The following is a 14,829-nucleotide window of genomic DNA, read 5'->3' as shown; positions in this document are numbered from 1 at the left end:
CCGCATGCCGATCGTTTCAATCATCCAGGCGCTGGCCGGCCTGTACGTCGCCTATGCCAGTACCCTGGCCCTCAACAAAATGGATAAGCGCACCGCGCCTGGCGTGCGCTACGCCCACATCGCCCTGGTGGCCGGCAGCGCCGCCGGGGTGGCCTCGTGCGTGGTTGCGCGCGACATTTTCGAATGCCTGTTCGCGGTCGGCATTGCGCTGTACGTCGCCGGCAACCGCCGCGGAGAACCGCATGACGCTTGAAGAACTGCGCAGCATCATGCCGTTCGCGCGCGCCAAAGCCGGCATGTTCCTGCCCGGCCTGAACGCTGCGATGGCCGAATTCGACATCGACACGCCGGTGCGCCAGGCGGCATTCCTGGCGCAGGTGGGCCATGAATCCGGCCACCTGCGCTACGTGCGCGAGCTGGCCAGCGGCGCCGCCTACGAAGGCCGGCGCGATCTTGGCAACGTGGTGGCGGGCGACGGCGTGCGCTTTCGCGGACGCGGATTGATCCAGCTTACCGGGCGCAGCAACTACAGCGCATGCGGCAAGGCGCTCGGGATGGACCTGATCGCCCATCCGGAACTGCTCGAGCAGCCGGCCAACGCGTGCCGTTCGGCCGGCTGGTTCTGGCATGCGAATGGACTCAATGCCCTGGCCGATGCACGCGAGTTCGTCAAACTCACGCGCCGCATCAACGGCGGCGCCAATGGCCTGGTCGAACGCCTGGCGCTGACCGCGCGCGCGCTCAAGGTGCTGGCATGAGCGCCTTTGCCACCCTGGCCGGCGGCAGCGTCTGGAAGCTCGCCAGCGCCGTCCTGCTGGCGCTGCTGCTGGTGACCTCGTCGGCCGGCGTCACCGCCTGGTGGCTGGCCGCCAGCGCGCGCGACCAGGCCCAGGCCGAGTTGCGCGCACAGCAGACCTTGGTGACGCAGCTGCGCGGCGCGCTCGATGCGCAGAACGCGGCCGTCGCCGCCGCCGGCCTGGCGACCACCCTGGCCGAACAGCGCGGCGAAGCGGCCCGCCAGCAGGCCGCGGCCAGCGCACGCCGCTTCGACCTTGCGCTGGCCCGGGTCGCGGGCGTGAAGGCCACCACCTGCGCCGAGGCCATGCCGGCCGTGAACCTGATCCTGGAGTCGATCCGATGAAGGCGATCACGCTGCTGATGGCGGGCGCACTGCTGGCCGCCTGCGCCACCGCGCCGCCGCTGCTGCGCGAAGTGCGCGTGCCGGTGTACACGCCGTGCATCAAGGGCGCACCCGAGCGCCCGGTCTTTGCCACGCGCACGCTGGCGCCGGACGCCAGCGATGGCGAGAAAATCCTGGCCATTGCGCGCGACCTGCCCCTGCACCTGCGCTACGAGGCCCAGCTCGAAGCGCTGCTGGCCGGCTGCCTGTAGGGACGGCCGGTACGATATAATGCCGTCCGGCCTTTTTTTCTTCATCCATCCCCATGTCCGCAGATACCCCGAACCGCCCGATGTTGTACGACCCGACTGAACATCGCATCCGCAGCTTCGTCACGCGCGCCGGCCGCCTGTCGATCGCACAGGCGCGCGCGCTCGAAGAACTGGGACCGAAGTTCCTGGTCGAGTACGCAAAAGCGCCGCTCGACTTCGAGCAAGCCTTCGGCCGCACCGCGCCGGTGATCCTCGAAATCGGCTTCGGCATGGGCGACACCACCTCGCACATCGCCAAGGGCATGCCGGAGAAGGACTTCATCGGCGTCGAAGTGCACACGCCCGGCGTGGGCAGCCTGCTCAAGCAGATCGGCGAACAGGGTTTGACCAACTTGCGCCTGATCCAGCACGACGCCGTTGAAGTGCTTAATCAGATGATCCCGGCCGGCTCGCTGGCCGGCGTGCACGTGTTCTTCCCGGACCCGTGGCACAAGGCGCGCCACAACAAGCGCCGCCTGCTGCAGCCGCCGTTCGTCAAGCTGCTGGCCGAGCGCCTTGCGCCGGGCGGCTACCTGCATTGCGCCACCGACTGGGAAGACTATGCGGTCCAGATGCTCGAGGTGCTGGGCGCCGAACCGCTGCTGCAAAACACGGCCGAGGGCTATGCGCCGCAGCCGGCCTACCGCCCGCTGACCAAGTTCGAAAACCGCGGCATCAAGCTCGGTCACGGCGTCTGGGACCTGGTCTTCATCAAAAAATAAGCTGCTCGTAAACAGGCAGTCGGCGATGCGGCCGTGCAGGCTGCATCGCCGATTATTTTTCTCCAAAGTGGTAGCGTTTCCAAATAGAATACGTATTCTGGTACTTCTTTGCGAGGAGTCAATACGATGGGTTCACAAGCCCCCCGCCTCGGCGTGGTCGACGCATTGCGTGGCTTTGCTATCGTGTCGATCATGCTGCTTCATAACATCGAGCACTTCGACCTGTACTACGTCGTCGCCGGCGCGCCACCCTGGCTGGCCGCCCTCGACAAAGCCGTGTGGGAAGTCGCTTTCTTCCTCTTCGGCGGAAAATCGTATGCCATCTTCGCACTGCTGTTCGGCCTGACCTTCCATCTGCAGTCGCAGGCGCGCAAGGAGCGCGGCGAGGATTTTCGCGTACGCTACGCCTGGCGCCTGCTGCTGCTGTTCGGCTTCGGCATGCTCAACTCGATGTTCTTCCACGGCGATATCCTCACCATCTATGCCGTCATCGGCCTGTGCCTGCTGCCGGTGGCGCGCCTGCGCGATGGGGCCCTGCTGGCACTGGCCGTCATCCTCATGCTCCAGCCTTACGAATGGCTGGTGCTGGCCGACGCGCTGCGCCATCCGGAGGTGCAGATCGGCGACCCGGTCTCGTGGCAGTATTTCGGCCGCATCAACGATTACCTGACGGGCGACTCGATGCTGCGCGCCTGGGCCGGCAACCTCACCAACGGCAAGCTGGCGGTGATCCACTGGAGCTGGGAAAACGGCCGCATCTTCCAGATCCTGTCGCTGTTCATGCTCGCCATGCTGGCCGGAAGGCGCGGCCTGTTCGAGGCCAGCGCGCAGGCCATGCGCTTCTGGCGCCGCACCCTGCTGGCCGCCACCGTGCTGTTCCTGCCGCTGTACACCGTGCGCATCTTGCTGCCGGACTGGGTCGCCAGCGCCGCCGTGCGCCGCCCGCTCGTCACCATGGTCGCCTCATGGTCCAATTGTGCCTTCATGCTGGTGCTGGTGGCGTGCTTTGTCATGCTGTACCAGGGCGGCGCACTCACCCGCGCGCTGCGCGTACTGGCCCCCCTGGGCCGAATGAGCCTGAGCGCCTACTTCACGCAGTCGATCATCGGTTCCTTCATCTACTACGGCTTCGGCCTGGGCCTGTACAAGGTCACCGGCGCCAGCGTGTGCCTGCTGATCGGCGCGTTGCTGGCGCTGCTCCAGTGCGCCTTTTGTGCCTGGTGGCTCAGGCGCCACGCGCAGGGGCCGCTGGAACAGTTGTGGCACCGGGCGACCTGGGTGGGCGCGCACCGGCCGGCATGAAGGCCATCAGGTTCCCGCCCAACACCAGCAGCAGGCCGCCCACGGCGAGCGCGCTCCACTGGTAGCCTTCGAGCACGGTCGACACGCTCAGCGCCACCACCGGAAACAGCACCGTCGAATAGGCCGCGCGGTCCGGGCCGATGCGCCCGACCAGCAGCAGGTAGGCGGTAAAGCCGACCACCGAGCCGGGAATGGCCAGGTACAGCAGCGAGGCGGCGTAGCGCACGCCCGGTTCGACCACGAAGGGCATGTTCAGGAGCCACGCGCCGATGCCCAGGATGGTGGCGCCGATCAGCATGGCCCAGGTGTTGGTCAGCCACGGCGTCAGGCCGAGCGATTGCATGCGCGACGACAGCAGGTTCCCGGTCGAGAAGCACAATGTCCCGAGCAGCGCCAGTCCCAGGCCGAACAGCATGCCGCTGTCGTTCCAGTGTCCGCGCATCTGCGGCAGGAACAGCAGGGCGATGCCCGCGAGGCCCAGCAGCGCGCCGCCGAGCACCTGGCGCCGGATCGGGCGAGCCATGAAGAGGCGGCCATTGATGGCGTTCCAGATCGGCGCGGTCGAAAACACCACCGCCACCAGCCCGCTCGGCACCGACTGGCTGGCGTAGTAAAAGCAGAGGAAATTACAGCAGAACAGCGCAATGCCCTGCGCCAGCAGATAGCGCCAGGCGCTGCGCGGCGGCCAGACTGGTTTACGCGTGGCGACCAGGAACAGCATCAGCACCGCGCTGGCGATCCAGAAGCGGTAGGCGATCGACACCGGCGCCGGCACCACGCCGAGTTGCCAGGTGATGGCGATCCAGGTGGTGCCCCAGATCAGGACCGTGAGAAAGTAGAGGAAGATATTCATGCCGCCATCATGAATGTGCAGGGCTGGCGCGGCTTGTCTGATCTTGCGCATTTCGCGCCGCCGGCCGGCAACGGCGAGCATGCCATGCTAGACTTTTCAGCATGCACTCACGCCCATTACCTATTTCGCACGCGGTCTTCACCACCATGAGCGGCACCGATGCCACGCTCGAACGCTTCGCGTGGCTGGGCGACGGCATGGCTGCGGCGATCTGGCAGCGCGACACCCGTGAAGCCGTCACCAGCTACGTCCAGCCGGGCCACCACACCCTGTCGTGCTACCTGGGCGGCGGCTACCGTACCGAGCGCGCCGGCGTGCCGGGGCGTTACGGCGCGCCGCAGCGGCTCTGTTCCATGCCCGACTGGCACGAGTCGCAATGGGTGGTGCGCGATCATCTGCGCCTGCTGCATGTGTACTTCATGCCCGAGCATTTCACCCGGCGCGCCGTGGTGGAACTGGACCGCGAGCCGCGCGAGCTGACCCTGGCCGACCGCACCTACTTCGAAAGTCCGCGCATCGTGCAGCTATGCGAAGCGCTGCTCGCGCAGTCGTGGGAACAACCGGACGACCTGTTGCGCGCCAACGAAATCAGCCACGAAGCGCTGAGCGAACTGCTTCGTTCGCAAGCCATCGTGCGGCGCGACCTGCGCCTGCGCGGCGGCCTGGCGCCACTGGTGCGGCGCCGCCTGGCCGACTACATCGAGCAGCACCTGGCCCAAGCGGTCACCCTGGGCGAACTGGCGCAACTGGCCTGCATGTCGGAGTTTCATCTGGCGCGCATGTTCCGCATCTCGTTCGGCATGCCGCCGTCGAGCTGGGTGGCGCAGCGCCGCATCGAACGCGCGCGCGCCTTGCTCAAGGCCGGCAAGCTGCCCTTGCAGCAGATTGCCGCCGCCTGCGGCTACGCCGACCTGAGTCACTTCAGCCACCGCTTCAGCAAGGCGGTGGGCGCCCCGCCGGGACGCTACCGCCAGGCGCTTGGAGCAAGCGCTAGCTCATTTCCATGATGATGGCGACGATCTCGTCGCCGTAGGAGACCAGCTTCTTTTCGCCCACGCCGGTCACGCCGCGCAGTTCCTGCAGCGAGGTCGGCTTGGCCTTGGCGATTTCGCGCAGGGTGGCGTCGACAAAGATGACGTAGGCCGGCACGTTGTGGGCGCGCGCGGTCTCCATGCGCCACCAGCGCAGCTTCTCGAATATCGCCTGTTCGGACTTGGACAGCTCCATTTCCACATGCGGCTTGGACGTGGCGCCCGGCGCGCGCTTCTGCTTGACCGGTTTTTGATACTGGCGCAGCTGCACCTTTTGCCCGCCCTTGAGCACCGGGCGCGCGGCGTCGGTCAGCTTGAGCGAACTGTAAACTTCATGGTCGACCGTGATCAGCCCGATCGCAATCGCCTGGCGCAGGATGGCGCGCCACTCCGCTTCCGTGCGTTCGCTGCCGATGCCGTACACCGACAGCGAATCGTGGTGCCACTGCTTGATGCGGTCCGTTTCGACGCCGCGCAGCACGTCGATCACATGGCCGGCCGCGAAGCGCTGGTCGACCCGGTAAATCGCCGACAGCAGTTTTTGCACCGGCACCGTGCCGTCGAACGACACCGGCGGAATCAGGCAGGTATCGCAGTTGCCGCACGGGGTCGATTGTTCGCCGAAGTATTCGAGCAGGCGCACGCGCCGGCAACTGAGGGTTTCGCACAGTCCCAGCATGGCGTCGAGCTTCATCGACAGCACGCGTTTGAAGGTCTCGTCGGCTTCCGACTCGTCGATCATGCGCCGCTGCAGTACCACGTCCTGCAGGCCGTAGGCCATCCAGGCGCTGGCCGGCATGCCGTCGCGGCCCGCGCGTCCGGTCTCCTGGTAGTAGCCCTCGATGCTTTTCGGCAGATCGAGGTGGCACACGAAACGCACGTCCGGCTTGTCGATGCCCATGCCGAAGGCGATGGTGGCGACCATCACGATGCTTTCTTCGCGCAAGAAGCGGGCCTGGTTGGCGCTGCGCTTGGGGTAGTCCATGCCGGCGTGGTAGGGCAGGGCGCGGATGCCGTTTTCGTTCAGGAAGTCGGCGGTTTCTTCGACTTTTTTACGCGACAGGCAGTACACGATGCCGGCGTCGCTGCCATGCTCGGTGGTGATGAAGTCGAGCAGCTGCTTGCGGCCGTTGGCCTTCTCGACGATCTGGTAGCGGATGTTCGGACGGTCGAACGACGAGACGAACTGGCGCGCATCGCCCAGTTGCAGGCGCAGCGCGATTTCGGCGCGGGTCTGCTGGTCGGCGGTGGCGGTGAGCGCAATGCGCGGCACGTCCGGGAACTGCTCGTGCAGGATCGACAGCTTGATGTACTCGGGCCGGAAGTCATGCCCCCACTGCGACACGCAGTGCGCCTCGTCGATCGCGAACAGCGCGATTTTCGACGCCTGGAACAGGTCCAGGCAGCGTTGCGTCATCAGGCGCTCGGGCGCCACGTAGACCAGGTCGATCTCGCCGGTGCGCACCAGGCGTTCGATGCGCATCGATTCTTCGTAGGTCTGGGTGGAATTGAGGAACGCGGCGCGCACGCCGACTTCGGCCAGGGCGTCGACCTGGTCCTGCATCAGGGCGATCAGGGGCGAGACCACCACGCCGACGCCGTCGCGCAGCAGCGCCGGAATCTGGTAGCACAGCGACTTGCCGCCGCCGGTGGGCATGAGCACCAGTGCGTCGCCGCCGCTGGCGACGTGTTCGACGATCTCCTTCTGCTGCCCGCGAAACGCCGGGTAGCCGAAGACCGTTTGCAGCTGGTCGAGCGCGCGCGCTGAGAGATCCGAGTCCATTATTCCGCCCAAACGACCCATCCGTAGTGCGAGCTGGCCAGCACCACGATGCCGAACACGATGCGGTACCAGGCGAAGACCGTGAAGTCATGGGTGCTGATGTAGCGCAGCAGCCAGCGCACGCACAAAAAGGCCGAGATAAACGCGGCGATCGAGCCGATGCTGAACATCGGCAGGTCGGCCATCGACAGCACATCGCGTTCCTTGACCAGCGAATACACGGTCGCCAGCAGCAGGGTCGGGATCGCGAGGAAGAACGAGAATTCGGTGGCGGCCTTGCGCGGCAGGCCGAACATCATGGCGCCGATGATGGTCGCGCCCGAGCGGCTGGTGCCGGGAATGAGCGCCACGGCTTGCGCACAGCCGACCTTGAAGGCGTCGAGCAGGGTCATGTCGTCCACCGTTTCGACCCGCACCACCGGGGGATTGAGCTTGTTGCGGCGCTCCACCCACAAGATGATGATGCCGCCGATGATGAAGGCCATCGCCACCGGCACCGGCTTGAACAGGGCCGACTTGATCATCTTGCCCAGCAAAAGACCCAGCACCGCGAGCGGCAGGAAGGCGACGATCAGGTTGAGCATGAACTTCTGCGCTTTCGGGTCGCTCGTCAATCCGGACATCACCGAAGCGATGCGCGCGCGGTATTCCCAGCACACCGCCATGATGGCGCCGGCCTGGATCACGATCTCGAACACTTTCGCTTTTTCGTCGGTGAAGTCGAGCAGGCTGCCCGCCAGGATCAGGTGGCCGGTCGAGGAAATCGGCAGGAATTCGGTGAATCCTTCCACCAGGCCCATGATGATGGCCTTGAGCGCGAGAGCGAGAGTTATGTCCATTAAGCAGTTTGTATTGTTATCGGGGAAGTCGAACCGGAAGACGGCACGGTGCGGGGTCGAAGCTTACCACGAGCACGCCTCCGGCTTCTTATCCGGGCGCATGCGCAGCCTGTTTTTCGCCGGGGCGGCGGGTTATTGTTTTCTGATTGCAATATTTTTAAGATCGTCCAGCAGCGGCAGGATGGCCAGGCACATCAGTACCAGCGCCAGCGGCACCGTCGCCACGTAGCCGATGCGGTTGAAACCGAAGCCACCGGCCACGCCGCCGAGAAAGAAGCTGGCGGCCAGGGTGGACAGCACTTTAAGGCGCTGGCGGTCGCCCGCCACCGGCGCCAGTCCGTCCTGGCCGGGCGCCGGCCGGTTCAGGTACATCATCTTGCCCAGCTCAATGCCGATGTCGGTGACGATGCCGGTGATGTGGGTGGTGCGGATTTCGGCGCGCGAGAGTTTGGTGACCAGGGCGTTTTGCAGTCCCATGATAAAACTGAGCAGCAGTACCGTCGCCGACGCGAACAGGCCGTCCACGTGAGCCAGGCGCGCACCGATCAGGCCAAAGCAAAGCAGCAGCACCGATTCGAGCATCAGCGGCAGCGCATACTCGCCGTGCAGCGCGCGCCGGCGGCCGTAGTTGACCATGATGGCCGTGCATGCCGCGCCTGCGGTAAACGAGAGCAGCGCTGCGAGGCCGGTCAGCACCAGCGCGTGCGCGCCCAGCACAAGGTCGTCGGCCATGGCGGAAACCACGCCGGTCATGTGCGAGGTGTAGCGCTGCACCGCCAGAAAGCCGCCGGCGTTGATGGCGCCCGCCACGAACGCCAGCAGGTAGCCCAGGTGCGCATTGGCGTCGCGCGAGCGGCTTGGGGCGGTGAGCTTCCTGGCGTAGTTGACGGGCATGGGCGGCGCTTTCTCGTGACCGATCACGCATTGTAACGCGCTGCGCGCCGGCAGCGCGGGCGCCGGCTTGGCGCTTGGCGGCTTGCGGCCAGCGCTTTAAGCGCCGTCCATCAGCGCTTCGATGGCGTCCAGCGACGGTGGTGCAGCGCCTGCCGACTGGCAGGCGGCGGCGCCGGCGGCCACCGCGAAGCGCAGGTGCCCGGCCGGCGCGCGCTGCGGCGCGTGCAGAAAGCTCCAGGCCAGCGCCGCGATGCTGGCGTCGCCCGCGCCCACGCTGTCGACAACGGTGATGCGCGGCGAAGCGGCGTGCCAGCTATCGGCGCCGGTGTGCAGCGAGGCGCCTTGCGCGCCGCGCGTGTACAGGTAGGTGGCGCCCGGGTTCCAGCCGCGCAGCGTGGCAAATGCCTGTTCAAGGTCGCTGGTGCGAAACAGCCCGGCCAGGTCTTCGTCGGACACCTTGATCACATCGGCCAGCGCCGTCATGCGCTGCAGGGTGGCGTCGTAGCGCTGGTCCATCAGCGCCCGGAAGTTCGGGTCGTAGCTGATCTTCACGCCATCGGCCTTGAGCGAGGCGGCCAGTGCCAGCAGCTTGCCCGCCAGCGGCTCGCGCGCCAGGCTGATGCCGCCGAAGTGCACCCATTTGCAGTGCGCGCGCCAGCCATCGGGCAGGCGCGCCGCGTCGAAGTGCAGGTCGGCGCTGTCGTCCCCGACGAAAAAGTAGCTGGGCGGGTCGGTCCGCCAGACGATCGCCAGCAGCGGCGAGCGCGCCTCGCGCTGCACGAAGCGCATATCCAGCCCGGCGGCCACGCTGGCGTCCCACAGCTGGTCGCCGAAGACGTCGCAGCTGATCGCGCCGGCGAAGGCGCTCGGCACGCCCAGGCGCGCCATCACGCGCGCCACGTTCCAGGTCGAGCCGCCCACCTGGCTGCGCCACTGTTGCTGGCCCGGTGCGGCGATCATGTCGGTCAGCGCTTCGCCGGCGGCCACGAAAGCAGGGAACATCGCAGGGAATATCGGTGCGTCCATGTCAGTCCTTCAGTACGGTGAGCACTTCGTAGCAGGCGCCCATGGTGTGGTAATCCACCTTGCCGGCCGGGCTTTTTTCGTCGGTCAGCTTGGCGTTGGCGGGGCTGAGGATACGGTACCACGCGCCGTGCTGGTGGTCGACGAAGTGGGTCCAGCTGTATTCCCAGATGCGCTGGTACCAGTCCCAGTACACAGCATCGCCCGTGCGCGCGCCAAGCAGCGCGGCCGCGGCCAGGCTTTCGGCCTGCACCCAGAAGTATTTGTGGCCGTCGCAGATGCTGTCGTCGGGCGCGAAGCCGTAGACAATGCCGCCGTGCTGCGCATCCCAGGCTTTTTCCATCGCCTGCAAGAACAGGGCGGACGCGCGCGGCAGCAGCCACTTGCTGTCGCCGTTCAGGTGCGCCTGGTGGCGTTCCAGGATCAGCAGCAGCTTGCTCCACTCGGTCAGGTGGCCCGGCTGGAATCCCCATGGGCGGAAGATGTTGGTGCTGTCGTGGCGGTTGTAGTCCATGTCGACCGACCAGTCCTGGTGGTAGTGCTCCCACACCGTGTTGTCGCACAGCGCGGCCTGGCGCATGGTGATGTTGTGGGCCAGCGTTACGGCGCGGTGCAGGTAGACCTTCTCGCCGGTGGCTTCAAAAGCGCTGATCAAGGCTTCGCAAGCGTGCATGTTGGCGTTCTGGCCGCGATATTGGGCCAGTTGCGACCAGTCGGCACTGGCTTCGTCGGCGTACAGGCCATGTTGCGGCTCCCAGAAACGGCGCTCCATCAGCGCGAAGGTCTCTTCGATATGCTGGCGCGCTTCCTGCACGCCGGCCATGAGCGCGTGCGAGTACGCCAGCAGCACGAAGGCCAGGCCGTAGCAGTGGTTGGTGGCATCAAGAACTTCGCCCTTGCCGTCGGCCCAGCGCAACTGCCAGCAATAGCCGCCGGTGGCGGGGTTGCGGTGCGCGGCGCGCAGGAAGTCCAGGCCGTGCAGGAGGCGCTGCTGGTCGGCCGGGTCGCCGAACTGGCGGAACGCCATCGCATAATTGAAGATGAAGCGCGTGCTGCTGACCAGGTGGCGCGTGTGCGCGTCGTAGACCGTGCCGTCATCCTTGTAGAAGTGATAGAAGCCGCCGCTCGGATCGACGCAGCGCGGATCGTAGAAGCGTTTGGTGTGGCGAATGTGGTCCAGCAGGGTGTCGCGTGATCGGAAATCGGGGGCCATCGTCAAGTCTCGTCGTCAAAAAAGGGTGTAAAAATAAGCGTGCGGACGCGGGCCGGAAGGCCGCGCTTGCGCATCGCTTGGTCAGTCGGTAAAGGAAGTTCGCTCTATTTGTGCGGCCCGAAGTGGTCGCACACGGTGCTGGCGCGCACGATCAGCTCCACCGGCGCGACCTGCTCCACGGGCGCTTCCTGATGGTCGCGCAGCAGCAGTTCGACACCCATCGCACCGAGCTGCTTCTTGTCGATGCGCAGCGTGGTCAGGGGGCGGTGTCCCAGCACCGCGCTGGAGATATCGTCGAAGCCGACGATCGACACCTCGTGCGGCACCGTCAGGCCGGCCGCCAGGCAGCAGCGCATCGCCACCAGGGCGGCGCTGTCGTTGTAGCAGAACACCGCGTCCGGCGGGTTGGGCAGGGCCAGCAGCGACTGCATCGCTTCGGCGGCCCCGGTTTCCAGGTCGACGCCTTCGGGCAGGCTCGCTTCCAGGCGCGGGTCGGCCAGCATGCCCGACTCGAACAGGGCCTGGCGGTAGCCCTTGTTCCGTTCGCGCACGCTGTAGTGGCCGAGCGAACCCGAAATCATGCCGATGCGGGTGCGTCCCAGGCCGATCAGGTGTTTGGTGGCCAGGTAGCCGCCCATGAAATTATCCGGATTGACGGAGCTGTAACCGCGCAGCTTCATGTCGATCAGGACCAGCGGCTTGCCGCTCGCGCGCAGGGCGCCCAGCAGCTCGGGTTCAAAAAAGCCGGCGCACACCACCGCGTCCGGCGCGTGCATGCGCAGCTGCTCGGTCACGCCGTCGGCCGGGCCGACCGCCATGAACGAGAGCACGATGCCCTGCTTGCGGCAGGCTTCCTCGGCGCCGTGCAGCACCGGCGAATAGAACGGACTGCTGGCGGCCGTGTTGTGCTGGCGGTGCAGCAGAAAAGTCAGGCGGCGCATGCGCTTGCGCCGCAGGTTGGCAAAATCGTAGCCCAGTGTATGGGCGGCCGACAGCACCATCTGGCGCGTGGTCTCGGTCAGTCCCGGCTCGTTCTTGAGCGCGCGCGAAATGGTCCCCGCCGAGACGCCGGCAAACTTGGCGATGTCGCGGATGGTGACGTTCGATGGGCTGGCGGCGCTCATCGGAGCGGGACGCCCGGGCTGCGCGTGGTCAAGCGGTACGGGATCGGATGTGTCACAAGGTTCTCCAGTGGCAGATGCCTTTTTATGCTGTGAGTCTTGCATATCGATGCGCCCATGGTCAAACGATTGGTCCGGTTTGCAAACAGTTTAGCCGGGTTTTACTAAACAGGGCAGAGAAGCGTGCCAGGGACGCCGCAGCGCCCCGCAAGCGGCCTTCCGCGTGTTTAGTGATCAGGGCTAAACATGGTCGAAAATGCCATTTTTTGTTTGACCGGCAAAGGCTGCGCATGCACACTCGTCTCATCCATATAAACCGGCCGGCGACCCTTCCAGGCGCCGAGCGGGTAAATACAAAAGGAGACAAGCACGATGAGTACCCTGATCAAGCACGCCCTGGCCGTGGCGATCGCGGCCGCGCTGCCGCTATTGGCCGGCGCGGCGGATATACCCAAGCCCTGGCTGGACCCTGCGCTCGGCGCCGGGAAGCGCGCCACCCTGGCGCTCAAGCAAATGACGCAGGAAGAAAAGCTGCAATGGGTGTACGGCTACTTCGGCGCCGACTTCGCACCCAGGAAAACCATCAAGATCGCCGCCGCCCTGCCGTCATCGGCCGGCTACATTCCGGGTGTGCCGCGCCTTGGCTTGCCGGCGCTGTTCGAGACCGACGCCGGCCTTGGCGTGGCCTCGCAAGCGAGCGCCAATCCGCGCGAGCGCACTTCGCTGCCATCCGGCCTTGCCACGGCGGCCACCTGGAACCCGGCGCTGGCGTACCAGGGCGGGGCGATGATCGGGCTTGAAGCGCGCGCCTCGGGCTTTAATGTGATGCTGGCGGGCGGCGTGAACCTGATGCGCGATCCGCGCAACGGCCGCAATTTCGAATACGCCGGCGAAGACCCGCTGCTGTCCGGGGTCATGGTGGGGCAGGCGGTCAAGGGCATCCAGTCCAACCATCTGATTTCGACCGTCAAGCACTATGCGCTGAACAACCAGGAGACCGGCCGCAACGAACTCGATGCGCGCATCGGCAATGTGGCGGCGCGCACCAGCGACCTGATGGCCATGCAGCTGGTGATCGAACAGGGCGACCCGGGCTCGGTCATGTGCGCCTACAACCGCGTCAACGGTCCGTACGCGTGCGAGAACGCGTGGCTGCTCAACGAAGTGCTCAAGCAGGACTGGGGTTTCAAGGGTTATGTGATGTCCGACTGGGGTGCGGTGCACAGCACCGTGGCCTCGGCCAACAATGGCCTGGACCAGCAGTCCGGCTCCGAATTCGACAAGTCGCCGTACTTTGCGGGCGCGCTCGAAGAAGCGGTCAAGACCGGGGCTGTGCCGCAGGCGCGCCTGGACAATATGGTGTACCGCATCCTGTTCGCCATGTTCGACAAGGGCGTGGTCGACCATCCGGTCAAGCCGGACGGCGCGATCGACTTCGCCGCGCATGGCCTGATCAGCCGCACGGATGCTGAAGAAGGCATGGTCCTGCTCAAGAACGCGAATCAAACGCTCCCTTTGCGCAAAGACGTGAAAACGATTGCAGTGATCGGCGGCCACGCCGACAAGGGCGTGTTGTCCGGCGGCGGGTCGTCGCAGGTGTATCCGATTGGCGGCAGCGCCGTGAAGGGTTTGCTGCCGGCCACGTGGCCCGGTCCCGTGGTGTACCACCCGTCCGCGCCGGTTACCGAAATCGGCAAGCTGGCGCCCGGCGCAAAGATCGTTTTCGACAGCGGCGCCGACCCTGCCAAGGCGGCACAACTGGCCGCCACGGCGGACGCGGTGATCGTGTTCGGCACCCACTGGATCGGCGAGGCCAACGACGCGGTCGACCTGTCGCTGCCGGACCGGCAGGATGCCTTGATTGACGCCGTCGCCAGCGCCAATCCGCGCACCGTGGTGGTGCTGGAGACCGGCGGGCCGGTACTGATGCCGTGGCTCGACAAGTCGGCGGCCGTGCTGCAAGCCTGGTACCCCGGCACGCGCGGCGGCGAAGCGATCGCGCGCGTGCTGTTTGGCGATGTGAATCCGTCCGGCCACCTGCCGGCTACCTTCCCGGCCTCGCTGGCCCAATTGCCGCGCCCTGTGATCGATGGCGATCCGGCCAAGCCGCAGATGCAGTTCAAGGTCGACTATCACGAAGGCGCGGCGGTCGGCTACAAATGGTTCGACCTCAAAAAACACAAGCCGCTGTTCCCGTTTGGGCATGGTTTGTCGTACACGCAGTTTGCCTATTCGGGCCTGGCGGGCGAGTACAAGAACGGTCAGTTGCAGGTGCGCTTCAAGGTCGCTAACACGGGCACGGTGGCCGGCAAGGACGTGGCGCAGCTGTACGCGGCTCCCGTCAGCACCCGCTGGGAAGCGCCCAAGCGCCTGGCCGGCTGGGACAAGGTCGACCTGCAGCCCGGCGAAAGCCGCGACGTGACCCTGAGCGTGGAGCCGCGCATGCTGGCCGTGCTCGACGGCCCGTCCAAGACCTGGCGCATCGCCAGGGGCAAGTACAAGCTGATACTGGCGCAGGATGCCGCCGGCACCGGTGAAAGCAGCATCATGGTCGACCTGCCGGCGCACACGCTTGACCTTCATGGCAAATCACTTCCTTCCAACGTGAAAAGGTAGA

General features: G+C 66.0%; 15 protein-coding genes. 8 read left to right on the top strand and 7 right to left on the bottom strand.

The features are described 5' to 3' along the window. Window positions 1-4: 4 nt before the first annotated feature. The 6 genes from F1609_RS16920 (at window position 5) to F1609_RS16895 (ending at window position 3,455) form a co-directional block, all read left to right on the top strand. On the top strand, window positions 5-253 hold the full coding sequence (locus tag F1609_RS16920) for a hypothetical protein (protein WP_167077578.1): 249 nt from the start codon (window positions 5-7) through the stop codon (window positions 251-253). Then, a complete protein-coding gene (locus F1609_RS16915; protein ID WP_167077577.1) occupies window positions 243-758 on the top strand; it encodes a glycoside hydrolase family 19 protein in 516 nt (171 codons plus the stop codon). The genes F1609_RS16920 and F1609_RS16915 overlap by 11 nt, the downstream gene beginning before the upstream one ends. Next, entirely contained in the window at window positions 755-1,141 is a 387-nt protein-coding gene (locus tag F1609_RS16910) for a hypothetical protein (RefSeq protein WP_167077576.1), read from the top strand. The genes F1609_RS16915 and F1609_RS16910 overlap by 4 nt, the downstream gene beginning before the upstream one ends. Continuing rightward, entirely contained in the window at window positions 1,138-1,392 is a 255-nt protein-coding gene (locus F1609_RS16905; protein ID WP_167077575.1) for a hypothetical protein, read from the top strand. Before F1609_RS16910 ends, F1609_RS16905 begins: the two co-directional genes overlap by 4 nt. 80 nt (window positions 1,393-1,472) lie before the next feature. Continuing rightward, on the top strand, window positions 1,473-2,153 hold the full coding sequence (gene trmB / locus F1609_RS16900) for a tRNA (guanosine(46)-N7)-methyltransferase TrmB (RefSeq protein WP_167077697.1): 681 nt from the start codon (window positions 1,473-1,475) through the stop codon (window positions 2,151-2,153). Between the two features lie 126 nt (window positions 2,154-2,279). After that, window positions 2,280-3,455, top strand: a complete 1,176-nt coding sequence (locus F1609_RS16895) for a DUF418 domain-containing protein (protein WP_167077574.1) — start codon at window positions 2,280-2,282, stop codon at window positions 3,453-3,455. Here the strand turns inward: F1609_RS16895 and F1609_RS16890 are convergent. Beyond that, complete coding sequence (locus tag F1609_RS16890; RefSeq protein WP_167077696.1) at window positions 3,379-4,308, bottom strand: DMT family transporter; 930 nt, start codon at window positions 4,306-4,308, stop codon at window positions 3,379-3,381. The two genes, F1609_RS16895 and F1609_RS16890, sit on opposite strands and share 77 nt — an antisense overlap. A gap of 101 nt (window positions 4,309-4,409) precedes the next feature. Here F1609_RS16890 and F1609_RS16885 point away from each other — a divergent pair, with 101 nt between their 5' ends. Next, entirely contained in the window at window positions 4,410-5,315 is a 906-nt protein-coding gene (locus tag F1609_RS16885) for a helix-turn-helix domain-containing protein (protein WP_167077573.1), read from the top strand. On the opposite strand, the gene recQ is transcribed toward F1609_RS16885, so the two are convergent. The 6 genes from recQ to F1609_RS16855 form a co-directional block, all read right to left on the bottom strand. Next, complete coding sequence (recQ, locus tag F1609_RS16880; protein WP_167077572.1) at window positions 5,299-7,122, bottom strand: DNA helicase RecQ; 1,824 nt, start codon at window positions 7,120-7,122, stop codon at window positions 5,299-5,301. The genes F1609_RS16885 and recQ overlap by 17 nt on opposite strands. Beyond that, the gene (locus tag F1609_RS16875) at window positions 7,122-7,955 is read right to left on the bottom strand and encodes an undecaprenyl-diphosphate phosphatase (RefSeq protein WP_167077695.1); all 834 of its coding nucleotides are present in this window, start codon (window positions 7,953-7,955) and stop codon (window positions 7,122-7,124) included. The genes recQ and F1609_RS16875 overlap by 1 nt, the downstream gene beginning before the upstream one ends. Window positions 7,956-8,093: 138 nt before the next feature. Next, window positions 8,094-8,855, bottom strand: a complete 762-nt coding sequence (locus tag F1609_RS16870; RefSeq protein ID WP_167077571.1) for a YoaK family protein — start codon at window positions 8,853-8,855, stop codon at window positions 8,094-8,096. 96 nt (window positions 8,856-8,951) lie between these two features. Next, window positions 8,952-9,881: a carbohydrate kinase family protein gene (locus tag F1609_RS16865; protein WP_167077570.1), complete on the bottom strand. Its 930-nt coding sequence runs from the start codon at window positions 9,879-9,881 to the stop codon at window positions 8,952-8,954. A gap of 1 nt (window position 9,882) precedes the next feature. Next, window positions 9,883-11,091 (bottom strand): AGE family epimerase/isomerase, encoded by a 1,209-nt coding sequence (locus F1609_RS16860; RefSeq protein WP_167077569.1) that lies wholly within the window; start codon window positions 11,089-11,091, stop codon window positions 9,883-9,885. Window positions 11,092-11,195: 104 nt separating this feature from the next. Then, a complete protein-coding gene (locus F1609_RS16855) occupies window positions 11,196-12,215 on the bottom strand; it encodes a LacI family DNA-binding transcriptional regulator (protein WP_167077568.1) in 1,020 nt (339 codons plus the stop codon). A 369-nt stretch (window positions 12,216-12,584) separates the two neighbouring features. Here F1609_RS16855 and F1609_RS16850 point away from each other — a divergent pair, with 369 nt between their 5' ends. Then, window positions 12,585-14,828, top strand: a complete 2,244-nt coding sequence (locus F1609_RS16850) for a glycoside hydrolase family 3 C-terminal domain-containing protein (RefSeq protein WP_167077567.1) — start codon at window positions 12,585-12,587, stop codon at window positions 14,826-14,828. Window position 14,829: the final 1 nt, after the last annotated feature.

This window comes from Massilia aquatica (genome assembly GCF_011682045.1).
In the GTDB taxonomy this organism is placed as follows: domain Bacteria; phylum Pseudomonadota; class Gammaproteobacteria; order Burkholderiales; family Burkholderiaceae_D; genus Telluria_A; species Telluria_A aquatica.
The sequence above is the reverse complement of the archived record's forward strand: the minus strand, read 5'-3'. Positions and strand labels throughout refer to the sequence as shown.